The sequence below is a fragment of the Nocardia sp. NPDC059180 genome (assembly GCF_042754945.1).
In the GTDB taxonomy this organism is placed as follows: Bacteria; Actinomycetota; Actinomycetes; order Mycobacteriales; family Mycobacteriaceae; genus Nocardia.
The window spans coordinates 417730-433353 of the sequence record NZ_JBHZBU010000001.1; the positions used below are offsets into that span (position 1 = coordinate 417730).

Genomic DNA, 15624 nt, shown 5'->3' on the forward strand with positions numbered 1-15624 from the left:
GCTATGCCTGTGATATGAGTCACCGCCAGGTTCGAACGCGGGTTTGTGAGCGCGTTCGGCGGCGTTCGTGGCCTGCGGGATCGGTCCAGGTGCGCCTACAGGTGGATGGCCCCGGCCGGCCCGTTGGACGCGCGGAGGCCTGCTCAGTCCTGGCTACTCGTGGCACCGCCGGCGCGGTGGAATTCCTCGATCTGCTTGGTGAGGTTCTCGGTGCTGTGCTTCACCGCGAGCTTGACGAACGGCTCGATCGTCTTGCCAAGTGCCCGCCCGGCCAGACCACCGGCGACCCGGTAGTCGACGATGGCGTCCACGGTGCAGCGCTCGGCGTCCTTGGCGTGGAACAGGAAGGTCGACTCGACCTCGAAACCCTTGATCGACTTCACCCCGATGGCGAAGTGCTCCTCCCAGCGCACGATCTCGATCCGCGAGTTCAGCGAGACCGGGCCGAGCTTGATATGGCCGTCGAACGTCGCCCCGATACCTTCGGTCTGGCTTCCCACCGGCGTGAACGACTCCACCTCGCGCAGAAAGCGCGGCAGATTGCGGTAATCGTTCACGTAGGCGAAAGCGGTTTCGGCCGAGGCGTCGCAATCGGCGACGATCTTCACTTCGGTCATGGCGCAACTGTAACCGGGGGTTCGCGGAACTCCGTCATGCCGTGACGGCAAGTGTGGCGGCCAGGCCGAAGGCCGCCGCCATCACCACGACCTCGATGGTGGCGCGGCGCAGTGAGGCATCGGCTGTTATCCGATGGCCGGCGGCGCGGCCGACCCAGTCGCGCCGCCACCACCAGCCCAGTGCCAGCAATGCGGCCAGGATCAGCGTTTTTGCCAGCAGCACCCGGCCGTAACCGGTCTGCACCAGCGGTGCGACCCCGCCGACACGGACCAATCCGTTCACCAGCCCGGTCACCGCGACAACAGCCACCAGCGGCATCGCCACCGTGGAGTAGCGCGGCAGCGCGGTCGCCCATTCCCCCCGAGAGCGCACCACGAGGGCGAGGCCGATCAGCAGGCCGAGCCAGGCGCCTGCGGCGAGCGCGTGCACCGCGGCAAGCACCGAGCCGAACGGTTGCTGCGACATATGCCCGGTGATCGGCCGCAGGGTCAGCGCCACCGCGGCGAAGACAAGGACCAGATCCGGCGAGGCGGTATCCGGCCTGCGGAAGGCCAGCGCCGAATAGCAGGCGATGGCTCCGGTGCCGAGCAGGATCGCGATACCGACCTGCCCGCCGCTGAGTTCGGTGAGAAAGGTGCCGAACCGGCCTGCGTCGAGCGCGCCGACCGGGACGCCGACGACATCGGCGGCCTCGAATACCAGCACCACGAACTCGCTGCCGCACCAGATCCCGGCCACCACGGCCAGCATCCGCCACGGCGGCCGCAGCCGCTCGTGTACCCGTGGCAGCGCCGCGAGCCCGAGCACGGTGGCACCCGCGATATCAGCGAGTACCCGGACCGCACTCTCCGGGGTGACCGCGGTCAGCGCCCATGCGACCACTACACCGAGCAGTCCGGACGGGACGACCAGCAGCAGTGCCGTGCGGCGGTCACGGCCGCCGGTCGTCCGATCGGTCACCGGCCGCTCTTACCGCTGCCGCCCTTGCCGAACAGGCCCGTCCCGAACAGCGCGAAGGCAAGTCCGCCGCCGAACAGCACGATGGCGCCGAGGATGAACACCCAGATCGGGATGCCGCCGGAACCGCCGTTTTCTGCGTTCGCGGCGCCGACCTCGGGGCCGGGGGTTCCGTTGCCCGCGGTGGTCAGGGTGAAGGTCAGCCGTCCCTCCACCGGATGGCCGTCGGCCGAGGTGACCCGGTAGCCGACCCGGTAGGTCCCCGCCGGTCCGAGATCGCCGACCGCGACGCTCACCGTCTTGCCGTCTACTACCGGATCGCCCTTGGACCACAGGCGATCGTCGGGCCCGACGACGGTCAGCGACGGAAAGTTGGGCTGTAGGGCCTCGTTGAAGGTGATGGTGACCCGTTCCGGGCCCGCGTCCAGCGAAGCGCCGTCCTCGGGGAAGGTGCCGACCACGGCGGAGTGTGCCGAGGCGGGCCCAGCGACGAGGGCGCCGACACCGAGGCTCAGCGCTCCGATGACGAACGCGAGCAGCATTCTGCGCAGATTCACGCGCCGGGCGGTCACGACTGCCGTCCCCGGATGACCGAGCCGACGCCGAGCCCGAGCCCGAGCAGCCCGACGGCCAGTCCGATCCCGCCGAGCCAGCGGGCGGTGGTGTCGGTGCCTGCGTCATCGGATTCGGCTGCCGCGGTCTGATTCTCGGCCCCCACGCTGTGCTCGCCGTGCCCGTTTCCGGTGTTGGAAGCCAGGGTGAGGGTCGGCGCCGGATTCGCGACCAGGCCCTGATCGGCGGGCTGGTTCCAGTCGACGACCTTGCCGTCGCTGTAGGTCTGCTTGGTCGGGAAGCTCACCGAGTCCTTCAGCGGCAGTGGGCCGAGTGCCACCGCGAACTGCTGGAACTGGCCGGCGCCGACGCCGGGTGTGCCGGGGTCCGCGGTCCAGGTCACGGCGGTGACCTGGGATTTGTCATTGCGGTCGACCTTGGCGGTCCAACCGGGGATCGGTTCGGTCATGGCCACCGGAAGGTTCGGCACGGTGACGGTGACGGCGGTGGTTGCCGCGGTGTCGGATTCGGTCGGGACCCGGAAGGTGGCGATTGCCATGGAACCCTGCTTGGCGCCGGGAGCGTCGACGGTGACGTGCGCGTTCGCGACCCCACCGGCAAGCGCGAACAGCCCGCCACCGAGCGCCGCCGTGCACAAGGCACGCGAAATGAACGTGTTCATTGATGAAATGCTTTCTCTCCGAAATGAATTGATGCTGTCAGGCCGGGCGCGCCAAGGGCGGCGCGCGCGGACCGGCTGCACCGGTCGGAGCGAAGCTGGATACCGGAACGACTGAATCGAACGTATGCGCCGACCGCTGCGGCGCCCGCGCGCTAGGGGGTGCGAGCACGACCCGCAGGACCGCGGACGCGGCGCCGTACAGCCGCTCCGCGAGTGGAATCAGCGCGGAGCAGACCAGTGACGCGCCGAGGTGGGCCAGCAGCATCCCGCCCGAGGGCAGGTAGCCGCCGAATAGTTCGCCTGCCAGGGGAGCGGCGGCCGAGGGGACGTGCTCATGGCCGTAGAGCCCTGTCAGGGCGGCATGTCCGGCTATTTGACCGGCGGTCAGCACGCCGAGCACCCGAATCGGTCCGCAGCGCCAGGGCAGCGCACCGGCCACCAGCCCCGTCACCGAGGCGGCGATCAGGACCAGCGCCAGCTCAGCCGAGGACGGATAGCCGCCGCCGGCCAGCCCGTGCGCGGCTACCGCGAGCGCCCCGACCGACGCGCCGACCAGGAAGCCGCGCGGGCTACCGGTGGTCGGACGTGGGCGCATCGGGGAACTGGTCAGCGCACGCCGAGCCGGGCCAGGACGTCGGATTCGATCCCGGTCAGCTCGGTGGTGATGGAGGTGTGCACGGCGCGGCGGCGCTGCGCGGGCATCTGGTCGGCGGTCCGCACCGCGGCGGTCAGGGCCTCGAGCCGGTTGCGGGTCGCGGCGACGAACTTGTCCGATTCACCCTTGTCGCCGTTGGTGCCGATCTTGTCGAGGGCGGCCTCGGTATTGGCGATCCGCGCATGCAGCCGCGCGCCGTGGCCGGTGTATTCGCCCAGCTCTTCGACCCCGACGCCGAGCTGATGAGCCTTGCGGTTGTCGAGCTGACCGCGCACGAAGGTGGCGCCACGGTAGGCCAGCGGGGCCAGCACCGGGACCAGGATCCGGGCCACGCCGATGTACTTCTTGACCTGGCCCACGCTGAACGGATCGCGCTCGGCCTTGGCGGCGGTCTTCAGTGCCGCCTTCTCTTCGGCCTGCAATGCGGCGATCTGGGCCTTGGCGACCTTCTTCTGGGTGCGGTTCTCGGCGCGACGCTGCTTGCGGTCGTTCTTGGCGCCGAGCTTGGCTTCCAGGCCGGCCTTGTGCTTGAGGGCTTTCGCCTCGGCCCGGCGGCTCGGGCGCCGCTTGCGCTTCGTGAACAACCCCATCGATGGCCCTCCGTCATGCTGGTTCGCCCTGGCGGCTCGGCGCGCGAAATGCCCGTCCGCCCATGTCACACGGTTTGCCGACACCCTATCCGGTCGCGGCCGGTCGCTGCGAGGGTGGCGGGCCGATCGCGGGCGGCCCGCGCACGATTCGCGGAACTGTCGGGGGTAGGGACCATACTGCTTACGTGCAGCCGGGCAGTGCCGACCGAGAGGGTCGTGAGTTGGACGACGGAACCGAGCAGAATCGGTCCGCCGTCGCCGCGACCGCGTTTCTCGACGCCAGAGGGCTGATCGGGTGCAGGCACCGGCTGAATATGAACGCCGCCCACCCGGAGACCCTTGCCGGTGTCCGCGAGGACGCCGGTGTCCAGCAGCGCCGCGACGCGGCGGTCGCGCACCGCGAGCGGGTCCGTAAGGCACTGGTCGGAGCGCGGCCCGAACAGTGGGTGGTGATCGATCCACTGCTGCGTGCGGGGGAGCGGGCCGAATCCACCCTGCGGGCCTGTGCGGCGGGAGCGTTGTACATCTGGGGTGGGTTGCTGCCGCAGGAACCAGATACCGGCAGGCGCGGCGGTGCCGAGATCCTGATGCGCGATCTCGACCGCGGCGGCTACATCCCGGTGATCGTGGTCAACCACAAGGTCACCGATCCCCGTCAGCCCGAACCGGCGGAATTCCACCCGACCACGTCGGACCTCTATCACTGGGACCCGCAACCAGACCCACACCGCAAACTGCGTCAGCAACCACGCGACCAGCAACGCCTCGCCCATCTGTATCGCATGTTGCAGCGGCACGGCCTGGCGAGCCCGGCCCTGGTCGGCGGGGTGATCGGCTTCCACTTCGACCGCATCCTCGTCCACGATCTGACCCAGGTGCTCGCCGACTACGACCAGCGCTACGCCGACCGGATCGCGGTGGTGCGCGGTGACCTGCCGACGGTGCCGTCGAAAGTGCCCGAATGCAGGCAATGCCCGTGGTGGACGCGCGGTGGCGCCGACGGCCGTGGCTGCGAGGGCTGGTTGATCGACCATCGCGACGTCAGCCTGGTCGCGCCGGGCTCGCGTGCGGATGTGCTGCATGGGCACGGCGTGCAGACCATCGACGATCTGGCGGGCTGGTCGGCGGCCGAACCCGAGGACTGGCAGCACGGACCGTTCGACGAGGCCGTGGTCACCGCGCGTGCCTGGATCGCAGGGGCGCCGCTGGTGCGCAGGTTCGAGCAGGTGCAGGTGCGCCGGGCCGACGTCGAGGTCGACGTCGACCTGGAGAGCTTCCAGGAGTTCGGCGCCTACCTGTGGGGCACCCTGCTGGACGGGGTGTACCGCCCGTTCTTCACCTGGGATCCGCTGCCCACCGACGACGAGGGCCGGTCCTTCGGCGAATTCTGGACCTGGTTGATGCGGGTGCGCGCCGAGGCGCTCGCTGCCGGGAAAACCTTTGCCGCCTACTGCTATTCACGTACCGCCGAAGACAAATGGCTCTACGAGTCGGCGCGCCGGTTCGCCGGGCAGCCCGGGGTGCCGACGGTCGAGCAGGTGCGCGCCTTCGTTGATTCGCCGCAGTGGGTGGATATGTTCCAGGCCGTCACCGAGCAGTTCATCTGTCCGAATGGCAAGGGCCTCAAGAAGATCGCGCCCGTGGCCGGTTTCGCCTGGCGCGATCCCGAGGCCAACGGTGAGGCGTCGATGAGCTGGTACCGGCTGGCGGTCGGCTACGACGGGGAACCCGATCTCACCCAGCGCACCCGGCTGCTCGAATACAACGAGGACGATGTGCGCGCCACCATGGTGCTGCGCGAATGGATGAATCCGCGGGTGCCGGGGCCGCATCGCGCCGATCTCGAGGTCCCGGCGCTCGCCGATTTCGCGCAGGTGTCGGGCGCGGTTTCCGGCGGCGGTACCATCTCGGCGTGACAGAGCACGTCGAACAACTCGAGTTCCAGGCCGAAACCCATCAGCTGCTCGAGCTGATGATCCACTCGGTCTACTCCAATAAAGACACGTTCCTGCGGGAGCTGATCTCGAACGCTTCCGATGCGCTGGACAAGCTGCGGCTGGAGTCCTACAAGGACAAGGACCTGCACGTCGACACCTCCGACCTGCACATCGAGCTGGAGGTCGGCACCGACGGGCGGATCCTGACGGTCCGGGACAACGGCATCGGCATGTCGCGCGCCGAGGTGGTGGATCTGATCGGCACCCTCGCCAAATCGGGTACCGCTGCGCTGCGTAAACAGCTCAGCGAGGCCAAGTCCGAGGCCGCCGCCGAGGAGCTGATCGGCCAGTTCGGCATCGGCTTCTATTCGACCTTCATGGTCGCCGACAAGGTCACCCTGACCACCCGCCGCGCGGGCGAGGCCGAGGCGACCCGCTGGGTGGCCGAGGCAGGCAGCTCCACCTACAGCATCGAGACCGTCGAGGACGCCCCGCAGGGCACAGCGGTGACCCTGCAGCTCAAGGCCGCCGACGAGGACGATCACCTCTTCGATTACACCCAGGAGTGGAAGCTCCGCGAGATCGTCAAGAAGTACTCCGACTTCATCGCCTGGCCCATCCGCATGCAGGTGGAGCGCACCGTCACCGAGGGTGAGGGCGAGGACAAACAAGAGAAAACCATCGTCGAAGAGCAGACGCTCAACTCCATGAAGGCGCTGTGGACCCGCCCGAGGAGCGAGGTCAGCGACGAGGAGTACCACGAGTTCTACAAGCACGTCAGCCATGCCTGGGACGAGCCGCTCGAGACCATCCCGCTCAAGGCCGAGGGCACCTTCGAATACCAGGCGCTGCTGTTCATCCCCTCGCAGGCGCCGTTCGATCTGTTCACCCGCGAGCACAAGCGCGGTGTCCAGCTCTACGTCAAGCGGGTGTTCATCATGGACAACTGCGAAGAGCTGATGCCGGAGTACCTGCGCTTCGTCAAGGGTGTGGTGGACGCGCAGGACCTCTCGCTCAATGTGTCGCGCGAGATCCTGCAGCAGGACCGTCAGATCCAGATGATCCGTAAGCGCCTGGTGAAAAAGGTGCTGTCCACGGTCAAGGATCTGCAGGGCGCCGAGGATCAGGACAAGTACCAGAGCTTCTGGCGCGAGTTCGGCCGCGTCCTCAAGGAGGGTCTGCTCTCGGACTTCGACAACCGCGACACCATCCTCGCGGTGTCGTCGTTCGCATCGACGAACTCCGATTCCGAGCTGACCACGCTCGCGCAGTACGTGGAGCGGATGAAGGACGGCCAGGACTCGATCTACTACATGACCGGCGAATCCCGCCAGCAGGTGGAGAGCTCGCCGCATCTGGAGGCCTTCCTGGCCAAGGGCCTCGAGGTGCTGATCCTGACCGATCCGGTCGATGAGATGTGGGTCGGATCGGTGCCGGAATTCGACGGCAAGCCGTTCGTCTCGATCGCCAAGGGCGAGGTCGATCTGGAGACCGAGGAGGAGAAGAAAGAGTCCGAGCAGCTGCGCGAGCAGCAGGACAAGGACTACGCCGAACTCCTCGGCTGGCTCGGCAAGACCCTCGCCGACAGCGTCAAGGAGGTGCGCCTGACCAACCGGCTCACCACCTCACCCGCCTGCCTGGTCGGCGATGTCTTCGACTTCACGCCGATGCTGGAGCGGATGTACCGGGCTTCGGGCCAGGCGCTGCCGGAAACCAAGCGGATCCTCGAGCTCAACCCGGCCCATCCGCTGGTGACCGGGCTGCGCGAGGCCTACGACACCCGCAAGCAGGATGCCGACGAGGGCAAGGTTCCCGAGCTCAGCGAGACCGCCGAATTGCTGTACGGCACAGCGGTGCTGGCCGAGGGCGGCGAGCTGAAGGATCCGGCGAAGTTCGCGCACATCCTCACCGATCGGCTCACGCGGACGCTCTGATCGGAAATCCAGGAGGCGAGGGCTGACCGGTAGCCCGGAGGCGAGGGCGGCATTATGCGTGCCGCCCTCGCGCGCCGGTTATTGGCTACCTGCCAGCTACCTTGCGCTGAAGGGGCATCGGCCGCGCGATCCCTACCAGGTAAGGGGCTATTTGTCCTCGCTTTGTGCTGCGGTTTGTAATATCCGTTCGTCGAGGGCGATAGGTCGGTCCGAAGGGTGCGAATCGCACTCCGGATAGGAGACCGATCATGTCCACCACGACTCGGCGCGGCCGCAGCGTCCGCCTGACATTGGCGCGGACCGCCCTGCTCGGGGCGGTTGCGTTGATGCCCGCCGTGGCTGCTGCGCCGGCATTCGCCGAGCCGGCCACGCCGACCACACCGACCACTCAGCCCGCGCCGGTGCATAAGCCTTGTCCAGGTGGCGGGTTCGATATGGGCACCGGTTGCCCCGACAACGGGCCCAAAGATCCGTACGGCTCGGATGGCTACGACAACTTCGGTCGCGACCGCGCCGGCTACGACCGCTCCGGTTATGACCAGTTCGGTCGCGACCGCTCCGGTTATGACCGCTTCGGCTACGACCGCTGGGGATACGACCGGTCCGGATTCGACCGGGATGGCTATACCAGAAAGGGCTGTGGTCGCCAGGGCAATGACAAGCCGGAGGCCGACCACCAGGCCTGCGAGCAGTGGCGGACCCGTCCGCCGACCGGCAGCGCCGGATAGCGAATGCGCGGCCTGCCGAGGCCGCGCTCGGGGCCTGGACGCACAACGCCCGCCGACCCGGAAAAGTACCGGGCGGGCGGGCGTCGAGATTGCTCTCTGGTGCGGAATTACCGCGGCGCCATGCGCAGCGCGCCGTCCATGCGGAAGGTCTCGCCGTTGAGGTAGTCGTGCTCGACGATGTACTGCGACAGCTGCGCGTACTCGTCCGGGCGGCCGAGCCGCGACGGGAACGGCACACCGGCCTCGAGGCCCTTGCGGTACTCCTCGGTGACACCGGCCAGCATCGGGGTGTCGATGATGCCGGGGGCGATGGTGTTGACCCGGATGCCGAACTGGGCCAGGTCGCGCGCGGCGGGAACGGTCATACCGTGCACGCCGCCCTTGGACGCCGAGTACGCGATCTGGCCGACCTGGCCCTCGAACGCGGCGACCGAGGCGGTGTTGATGACGACGCCGCGCTGGCCGTAGTCGTCGACCGGGTCGGTCTTGGCGATGGCGTCGGCGGCCAGGCGCATCACGTTGAAGGTGCCGAGCAGGTTGACCGTGATGACGGTGCGGAACAGCTCCAGATCGTGCGGGCCGTTCTTGGACAGGATGCGACCGGCCCAGCCGACACCGGCGCAGTTGACCACGATGCGCAGCGGCACGCCGGATTCGACGACCTTCGCCACCGCGGCGCTGACCTCGTCGTTGCTGGTCACATCGGCGGGAAGGAGGGTGACACCGGCGGGCACGTTGTCGCCGGCGCGCTCGATCGACTGCGGCACGTCGAGCCCGAAGACGGTGGCGCCCAGTTCGGCGAAACGCTTGGCGGTGGCGGCGCCGAGGCCGGACGCGCCTCCGGTGACAATGGCGGCGGAACCCGAAATCTCCACGATGGTCCTCTCGTTCGTGACAAGCCAGTTGGCCCTTCGTCAATTGCACCCTAATGGGTGCGGGGTGAGGCGCGGGTCACGGCTCCCTCCGGCGGCGCCGGTCGTTCCGCGCTCTTTACGAACATCAATGTTCGTAGGTGGTACGGTCGGCCGTATGACGTCGATATTTGGTGGATCGGTCGCCGGTCGCCGGGTGCTGATCACCGGTGCGGCCCGCGGCATCGGAGCCGCGCTGGCCAAGCAGCTGTCCGCGCACGGCGCGAAGGTTGCGCTGCTCGGACTGGAATCGGAGCTGCTGGCGCAGGTGGCGCGCGAATGTGGCGACGCCCCGTGGCGTTACTGCGATGTGAGCGACCGCGCGCAGGTGGAGCAGGCAGTCGAGGCCGTCGTCGGTGAACTCGGCGGACTGGACGTGGTCGTCGCCAATGCCGGAGTGGCCAAGCAGTTGCCGTTGATTGGTGGCGATCCGGAGGTGATGGAGCAGACCCTGGCGGTCAACGTGCTCGGCGTCTACTACACCGTGCGCGCCGCCGGAGCGCATATCGCGCATCCGGACGGGTATGCGCTCATGGTCTCATCGCTGGCCGCGGCGATCCATCTGCCGCTGCTCGGCGCCTACAGCGCGTCCAAGGCCGGCGTCGAAGCCCTCGGCGACACACTGCGGCACGAACTGCGCCACACCGGAGCCAGGGTCGGCGTTGCCTACTTCGCCGAACTCGACACCGATATGACCTCACGCGGATTCGGCACCGAAGCCGCCCGGTCGCTGCTGGGGAAGGCGACGGTGTCCGGTGTCGCGCCGTTGGGACCGGCGATCGACGCCGTCGAGCGGGCGATCGCGCGGCGCCGCCGCCAGGTGGTTTCGCCCTGGTGGGTGGCGTTCGTGCTGCCGTTCCGGCGGATCGTGCAGCGGATCACCGACCTGGGACTGCGCCGCGGAGTGGCCGACGCGCTGCGGATCGCCCGCACCGAAGCGACACCCTTCACGACCGAGCAGCCCCGGCATACCAGCAGAATGGATCAGCACCCGCCCGACCGAGCACCGGAGTAGCCCGCATGACCGACCCGGCCACCAGTCTCCGCCAGCTGCCACGCGGCAGGCATGGTCTGCCCCGGGAGCAGGTCGTCGCCTCCCAGCGGGAGCGGATCCTGCAGGCGATGGCCGAGGCGATGGTCGAGGGCGGTTATGTGGGAACGTCGGTCGCGGCGGTCCTGAAGAAGGCCGGTGTGTCGCGGGAGACCTTCTACGAGCAATTCCGTTCCAAAGAGGACTGTTTCGAGGCCGCCTACGAGCGAGCCGTGCAACAGCTGCTCGGCCGGATCGCCGAGATCGACACTTCGGCAACCGAACCGGACTCGGCGCCCGAGCTCGATCCCGCGGATCGGATGCGCCGGCTGTTGGGCGCCTATCTCCAGCATCTGACCGACGACCCGGCCAGCGCCAGGCTGTTCCTCGTCGAGGTCTACGCGGTCGGTTCGGAAGCCATCGCGCGGCGCATCGAGCTGCAAGAACTGTTCGTCGATCGAATCGTCGATGTCCTCGATGCGCGCACCGCCGAACAACGTTTCGCCTGCCAGACTCTCGCCGCCGCGGTCGGCGCGATGGTCACCGGCAAGATCGCGGCCGACGACCTGCCGGGGCTGCTGGCCCTGCGCGAGCCGCTGCTGGAGCTGGTCGTTCGTGGCGGGCAGTTGTACGGGCAGGCGCTGGCGTAAAGAGTGCCGCGATCCGGCGAGCTGGAGCGGGCCGCGTCGCATCCCGGCACCGATCTGGTGGCGATGGCCTGTTCAGCGCGTGCAGGGCGGTGGCTTCGACGGCACCTCGTCGGCGGGTTGTGCGACACACGCCTTTCGGGCGCTATCGCAGTTCGTCGGCAGGCAGAACTGGGAGTTCATCGGCGTCCGCGCGACCGGTGGCCGCTGCCCGCCGCCGGATCAGCGCGTACACCACAGCGCCTGCGACGAGCGGAACCGCGAGGGCCACCGCCGCACCGAGCAGTGTGCCGAGGTTCGGCCACACGATGCCGGTGAGCGTCAACGAGCCGAAGAACAGGAACAGCAGGCCCGAACCGATGCCGATGGCGCGTTCGGGCAGATGCTTGCCGACCAGGATGCCGACCGCGATGGCCAGGGCGTCGGCGGCGACCATGCCGATGGTCGAGCCGAGCCACACGCCTGCCCAGTCGTAATCGGTGGCCAATGCGGCGGTCGCGAACATGGTGCGGTCGCCGAGTTCGGCCAGCAGGAACGCCGACAGCACCACGAGGAACGGGGCCGCGGTGGCCAAGCGGGAGATCTTGGGGGTGTCTTCGTCGTCGTCGGCGTCGACGTTTTCGCGCAGTGTCCAGACGCCGACGGCGAGGAAAGTGAGTGCGGCGACCACCGCGATCGCGGTGGTGGGTAGCGCGGCGCCGAGGAAATGGCCGACCGCCACCGAGATGACGTGCACGACGGCCGTCGCGGTGGCGATACCGCCGAGGACCACCCACCAGCGATAGCGCAGCGCGAACGTCAGCGCCATCAGCTGGGACTTGTCACCGAGTTCGGCGAGAAAGACGATCCCGACGCTCAGCAATATGGTGGCGATCATTGGCGTGTACTCCCAGGGCTCCGGCCCGCCGGCCGGAAACGGGACGCCTCCGGCCGACAACGAAAAGGTTGTCTCGGCCGAAGGTCTCGCCCACCGAATGGAATCCGGTTCACGCAGCCGGACCCGCGCCGCATGCGGCGGTGGATCAGTATGTCGACTACGCGATTGGGGGCTACTCCCCTTCGCTGCCGCCGACTCTACCCGCACCGGCATCGCCGCGGCAACTCGCTGTTATCGAAATCGCAAAGCGCACAATAAGTTTGGCGCTCCGTGCGGGAGTTTTCGGGTTCCCTTACGCGGCGAGAAGCATAGCCAGAACCGCAGTATCGGGGTCACTGATCGGATCGAGCCCGACCCGGCTGACCAGCGAGGTCACCGTCCCGTCCAACTCCGCCTCCGCCCACGCCGCCCGGTGTTCCAACCCGAGATGCGGCACACCGGGCAGCAGTACGCAGCCCGAGGCGGCGCCGGTGCATTCGGGCAGCGAGGGGTTGGTTTCCGACGGAGGATGCAGCATCAGCAGGGCCGGCGGCACATGATCGGCAAACTTTCCCGGCGTCACCGCCGCCTCGCCGAGCACCGGCCCCTCGGCCAGCACCAGCCCGACGGTGCCGGGTTCCGGATCTTCCGGCAGATCCTCCCGCGCCCCGAAGACTGTCGAGGTGGACAGCAGTCCCGGCAAGCTGGCCACCCGCACCGCGAGCACCAGTAGCTGCGCCCATTCCTTGGTGGTGTCGGGCCAGCGCCCGGAGATGACGAACCCGCACAGAGATCCGCGCGCTTGGAACGGCGTGACGCCGATCGGACCATTGCTGCGCATGATGCCTCCCGTCACGAAACCGGGGGCGGTCTTGCCCGTCCTCGAACTGGGACTTGAAGAATGAACCACAAACCATCTGGCACACAAGTACCAAAGAGTGCTAGCGCCCTTGGCCGCTGGCGCGGCGGGTTCGCGGCCCCCGGATGTCTCGCGCCTCCGCTACCGCTGCTTGCCTTCGGCGTACGCAGCGGCAGCGGAGACGCGAGACGGGCCGCGAACTGTGAGGCTCGGTCTCGCTTCGCTCGGAAAATGGTGATTGACTGCCGTTGTCCGGCGGCGTTCCGATGATTCTGCGCTGCACGGAAAAGGCTCCCCGTCGATCTGACGGGGAGCCCTTAACTCAGTGCAGCGTTAACCTCAGCCGAAGATCAGGCCTTTGCCCTCGCTGACGGCCCTGGCGAAGCGCTCCTGCACGTCGGCCCAGTTGACGACGTTCCAGAACGCGGTCACGTAGTCGGCCTTGACGTTCTTGTACTGCAGGTAGAACGCGTGCTCCCACATGTCGACCTGCAGCAGCGGGATGATGCCGAGCGGCACGTTGGCCTGCTGGTCGTAGAGCTGGAAGGTCAGCAGCTTCTGGCCGAGGGTGTCGTAGCCGAGCACCGCCCAGCCCGAGCCCTGCAGACCGTTGGCCGCGGCGGTGAACTGCGCGCGGAACTTGTCGAACGAACCGAACTGGTCGTCGATGGCCGCGGCCAGCTCGCCGACCGGCTTGTCGCCACCGTTGGGCGAGAGGTTCTTCCACCAGATGGAGTGGTTGACGTGCCCGCCGAGGTGGAACGCGAGGTTCTTCTCGTTGAGGAAGATGGCGCCGTGATCACCGGCTTCGCGAGCGGCTTCGAGCTTCTCGAGCGCGGTGTTCACACCGGCGACGTAGGCGGCGTGGTGCTTGGAATGGTGAATCTCGTTGATCTGCCCGGAGATGTGGGGTTCCAGGGCGCTGTAGTCGTAATCCAGATCCGGCAGCGTGTACTCAGCCACGATGTCCCTTCCTTGTCGGGCCGCGCACTCGCGAACCTCGCGAGCGCTCTCGACCATCATTCGTACACCCGATCGGTTCCAACTCGCCCCGATGCCCCGGCATTCCGGTGACGGTGCTCACTCGGGCGGCCCGCACGCGCGCATGTCACGGGCATCGGCGACCGAAAGAACCACTCGTAGCATCGAACCACGTCCGGGTACGACGAACTAGCCGGGCGGGACGCGTGACTCGGGTGGCGCTAGAGCGGCGGGGCGATGCCGGGCCGCCTGGTGCGCGGATCGCCTGCGTCGTGTGCCTCCCACCAGCGCACGCCGCCGGAGACGAAATCATTCAGCGGGATCTCGTTGCCGTTGGCATCGTGGATGGTGATGGTGTCGAACCAGACGCGGACGTCGAGTTCGCGTGGATCCAGGCCTTCTTCCTGCGAGAACTCGAGCACGTGCGCGGAGACCCGCTGGTCGATCATGGTGTCGAAGCTCAGCAGCTCGCTCCACAGCGCCCAGCCGCTGTCGTCGAGATCGATGAACTCCCAGCCGTGCAACCGGCCGCCGCCGAAACTGGTGATGGCATCGCCGAGCCCGGCCGGCTCGAGCGGCAGCACGGTGGGTTCGACGTCGTCCCAGCGGTGGATGCGCAGCGAGGCCGCGACCCGGGTGACGCCATGGAAGGTCATGCGGACCTTGGTGTCCGCCGAGGCCTTTTCCTGCCGCGGCAGGGTCAATACCTCCAGGTCGAGTCGTAATTTGCCCGCCTCGACGTCGACGTCGAGACCGAGACACGCCGCCTCCGACAGTGCGATGTCGATTCCGGCGGTGTCCAATCCGTCAAGTAGCCCCCTGCTCGAGTTCATAGCCTCAGGCTACCGAGATCGCCGCCCAGATCGGCGCATTTCAAGTTTTCACTAGGGTTGTCGTTTTTTTATGGAACCGAATCCGGGTTGCTTCCGTCCAAGTACATATCGGGAGCTTCGACGGCGCAGCTCCCGAGTAGGCGGCGGATGACCGCTCCGGGATGGCTGGAGGGGAGTCCCGGATCGGTCGTTCGCAACCCGCCGAGTGGTGATCACACTGATGAGACACCCGATAGCGTCACCCTGTGGGTGGTGCGCTCACCGATAGCTGACACCTGTGGATCAGGTTGTGGAATCTGTGGATAACTACACCGATCTATCCACATGCCCCCAGAAATCGGGGCATCGGTCCGGAGGCGGGGCGGCATAACCTACGCGGACCCCGCTGCGCCCGGTGTGGCGAGGCATCCGGTGTCCTCACCGGTGACCGGCATGGAAGTCCGCGATCGTACGGTACGCATGGCAGGATCGAACACGTGACGAGCTCCGAGGTCCCGACGGTACCGCTGAACGAGGTACCTGGTGCGTTCGACGACAGCGTGCGCGCTGCGGCGCACAAGGCCGAGGCGATCCTGCTCGACGTGCGTGAGCCCGACGAGTGGGCACTCGGCCACGCCCCCGGCGCGATCCACATTCCGGTCGACGACATCCCCGCGCATCTGGACGAACTGGATTACGACGCCCAGCTCTACGTCATCTGCAGGCAGGGCGGCCGGTCCATCGAGGCGGTCAAATACCTGACCCACGTCGGATTCGACGCCGTATTCGTCGTCGGCGGCATGGTGGAGTGGCAGCGTACGGGCCGCCCGCTGGTCGGCGAGGGCGAGCACGAGCCCAAGATCTACTGACGAAAG

The 15624-nt window shown here is 67.7% G+C and carries 17 protein-coding genes; 6 read left to right on the forward strand and 11 right to left on the reverse strand.

Annotated features, from left to right (window positions below):
* Positions 1-143: 143 nt before the first annotated feature.
* From ACFXNW_RS01965 to ACFXNW_RS01990, 6 genes are read right to left on the reverse strand one after another with little or no spacing between them, the layout of a single operon-like run.
* Positions 144-617 (reverse strand): SRPBCC family protein, encoded by a 474-nt coding sequence (locus tag ACFXNW_RS01965; RefSeq protein WP_379415190.1) that lies wholly within the window; start codon positions 615-617, stop codon positions 144-146.
* 34 nt (positions 618-651) lie between these two features.
* On the reverse strand, positions 652-1578 hold the full coding sequence (locus ACFXNW_RS01970) for a CopD family protein (protein WP_379415191.1): 927 nt from the start codon (positions 1576-1578) through the stop codon (positions 652-654).
* Complete coding sequence (locus tag ACFXNW_RS01975; protein ID WP_379416247.1) at positions 1575-2117, reverse strand: copper resistance protein CopC; 543 nt, start codon at positions 2115-2117, stop codon at positions 1575-1577. The genes ACFXNW_RS01970 and ACFXNW_RS01975 overlap by 4 nt, the downstream gene beginning before the upstream one ends.
* Before the next feature lie 26 nt (positions 2118-2143).
* Positions 2144-2809, reverse strand: a complete 666-nt coding sequence (locus ACFXNW_RS01980; protein WP_379415193.1) for a DUF1775 domain-containing protein — start codon at positions 2807-2809, stop codon at positions 2144-2146.
* Positions 2810-2846: 37 nt separating this feature from the next.
* On the reverse strand, positions 2847-3404 hold the full coding sequence (locus ACFXNW_RS01985; RefSeq protein WP_379415195.1) for a hypothetical protein: 558 nt from the start codon (positions 3402-3404) through the stop codon (positions 2847-2849).
* 11 nt (positions 3405-3415) lie between these two features.
* Positions 3416-4054 (reverse strand): DUF6474 family protein, encoded by a 639-nt coding sequence (locus ACFXNW_RS01990; protein WP_379415196.1) that lies wholly within the window; start codon positions 4052-4054, stop codon positions 3416-3418.
* Positions 4055-4368: 314 nt separating this feature from the next.
* Here ACFXNW_RS01990 and ACFXNW_RS01995 point away from each other — a divergent pair, with 314 nt between their 5' ends.
* From ACFXNW_RS01995 to ACFXNW_RS02005, 3 genes are all read left to right on the forward strand, one after another.
* Complete coding sequence (locus ACFXNW_RS01995; RefSeq protein WP_379416248.1) at positions 4369-5970, forward strand: TM0106 family RecB-like putative nuclease; 1602 nt, start codon at positions 4369-4371, stop codon at positions 5968-5970.
* Positions 5967-7925 carry a molecular chaperone HtpG gene (gene htpG / locus ACFXNW_RS02000; protein WP_379415198.1) on the forward strand — a complete coding sequence of 653 codons (1959 nt, stop codon included), beginning with the start codon at positions 5967-5969 and terminating at the stop codon, positions 7923-7925. The genes ACFXNW_RS01995 and htpG overlap by 4 nt, the downstream gene beginning before the upstream one ends.
* Before the next feature lie 248 nt (positions 7926-8173).
* Positions 8174-8653 carry a hypothetical protein gene (locus ACFXNW_RS02005; protein ID WP_379415200.1) on the forward strand — a complete coding sequence of 160 codons (480 nt, stop codon included), beginning with the start codon at positions 8174-8176 and terminating at the stop codon, positions 8651-8653.
* Positions 8654-8760: 107 nt separating this feature from the next.
* Here the strand turns inward: ACFXNW_RS02005 and ACFXNW_RS02010 are convergent, their stop codons facing one another.
* Complete coding sequence (locus tag ACFXNW_RS02010; RefSeq protein WP_379415201.1) at positions 8761-9528, reverse strand: SDR family NAD(P)-dependent oxidoreductase; 768 nt, start codon at positions 9526-9528, stop codon at positions 8761-8763.
* Between the two features lie 154 nt (positions 9529-9682).
* On the opposite strand from ACFXNW_RS02010, the gene ACFXNW_RS02015 reads away from it, so the two are divergent.
* Both ACFXNW_RS02015 and ACFXNW_RS02020 read left to right on the forward strand, forming a co-directional pair.
* The gene (locus ACFXNW_RS02015; RefSeq protein WP_379415203.1) at positions 9683-10579 is read left to right on the forward strand and encodes an SDR family NAD(P)-dependent oxidoreductase; all 897 of its coding nucleotides are present in this window, start codon (positions 9683-9685) and stop codon (positions 10577-10579) included.
* A 5-nt stretch (positions 10580-10584) separates the two neighbouring features.
* On the forward strand, positions 10585-11244 hold the full coding sequence (locus ACFXNW_RS02020) for a TetR/AcrR family transcriptional regulator (protein WP_379415204.1): 660 nt from the start codon (positions 10585-10587) through the stop codon (positions 11242-11244).
* Between the two features lie 142 nt (positions 11245-11386).
* On the opposite strand, the gene ACFXNW_RS02025 is transcribed toward ACFXNW_RS02020, so the two are convergent.
* From ACFXNW_RS02025 to ACFXNW_RS02040, 4 genes are all read right to left on the reverse strand, one after another.
* On the reverse strand, positions 11387-12118 hold the full coding sequence (locus ACFXNW_RS02025; RefSeq protein WP_379415206.1) for a TMEM165/GDT1 family protein: 732 nt from the start codon (positions 12116-12118) through the stop codon (positions 11387-11389).
* Positions 12119-12410: 292 nt separating this feature from the next.
* Positions 12411-12938 carry a peptidase gene (locus tag ACFXNW_RS02030; protein WP_379415207.1) on the reverse strand — a complete coding sequence of 176 codons (528 nt, stop codon included), beginning with the start codon at positions 12936-12938 and terminating at the stop codon, positions 12411-12413.
* Positions 12939-13295: 357 nt separating this feature from the next.
* Complete coding sequence (locus ACFXNW_RS02035; protein WP_163822304.1) at positions 13296-13919, reverse strand: superoxide dismutase; 624 nt, start codon at positions 13917-13919, stop codon at positions 13296-13298.
* 239 nt (positions 13920-14158) lie between these two features.
* A complete protein-coding gene (locus ACFXNW_RS02040) occupies positions 14159-14770 on the reverse strand; it encodes a hypothetical protein (protein WP_379415209.1) in 612 nt (203 codons plus the stop codon).
* A 476-nt stretch (positions 14771-15246) separates the two neighbouring features.
* Between ACFXNW_RS02040 and ACFXNW_RS02045 the strand changes: the two genes are divergently transcribed.
* Complete coding sequence (locus tag ACFXNW_RS02045) at positions 15247-15618, forward strand: rhodanese-like domain-containing protein (protein ID WP_379415211.1); 372 nt, start codon at positions 15247-15249, stop codon at positions 15616-15618.
* The last annotated feature ends 6 nt before the right edge of the window (positions 15619-15624 follow it).

What these genes read in the sequence shown, in the direction of transcription:
- ACFXNW_RS01965 (WP_379415190.1), bottom strand. Translation starts at nt 617, where the DNA reads ATGACCGAAGTGAAGATCGTCGCCGATTGCGACGCCTCGGCCGAAACC.
- ACFXNW_RS01975 (WP_379416247.1), bottom strand. Translation starts at nt 2,117, where the DNA reads ATGCTGCTCGCGTTCGTCATCGGAGCGCTGAGCCTCGGTGTCGGCGCC.
- ACFXNW_RS01980 (WP_379415193.1), bottom strand. Translation starts at nt 2,809, where the DNA reads ATGAACACGTTCATTTCGCGTGCCTTGTGCACGGCGGCGCTCGGTGGC.
- ACFXNW_RS01985 (WP_379415195.1), bottom strand. Translation starts at nt 3,404, where the DNA reads ATGCGCCCACGTCCGACCACCGGTAGCCCGCGCGGCTTCCTGGTCGGC.
- ACFXNW_RS01990 (WP_379415196.1), bottom strand. Translation starts at nt 4,054, where the DNA reads ATGGGGTTGTTCACGAAGCGCAAGCGGCGCCCGAGCCGCCGGGCCGAG.
- ACFXNW_RS01995 (WP_379416248.1), top strand. Translation starts at nt 4,369, where the DNA reads ATGAACGCCGCCCACCCGGAGACCCTTGCCGGTGTCCGCGAGGACGCC.
- ACFXNW_RS02005 (WP_379415200.1), top strand. Translation starts at nt 8,174, where the DNA reads ATGTCCACCACGACTCGGCGCGGCCGCAGCGTCCGCCTGACATTGGCG.
- ACFXNW_RS02015 (WP_379415203.1), top strand. Translation starts at nt 9,683, where the DNA reads ATGACGTCGATATTTGGTGGATCGGTCGCCGGTCGCCGGGTGCTGATC.
- ACFXNW_RS02020 (WP_379415204.1), top strand. Translation starts at nt 10,585, where the DNA reads ATGACCGACCCGGCCACCAGTCTCCGCCAGCTGCCACGCGGCAGGCAT.
- ACFXNW_RS02025 (WP_379415206.1), bottom strand. Translation starts at nt 12,118, where the DNA reads ATGATCGCCACCATATTGCTGAGCGTCGGGATCGTCTTTCTCGCCGAA.
- ACFXNW_RS02030 (WP_379415207.1), bottom strand. Translation starts at nt 12,938, where the DNA reads ATGCGCAGCAATGGTCCGATCGGCGTCACGCCGTTCCAAGCGCGCGGA.
- ACFXNW_RS02040 (WP_379415209.1), bottom strand. Translation starts at nt 14,770, where the DNA reads ATGAACTCGAGCAGGGGGCTACTTGACGGATTGGACACCGCCGGAATC.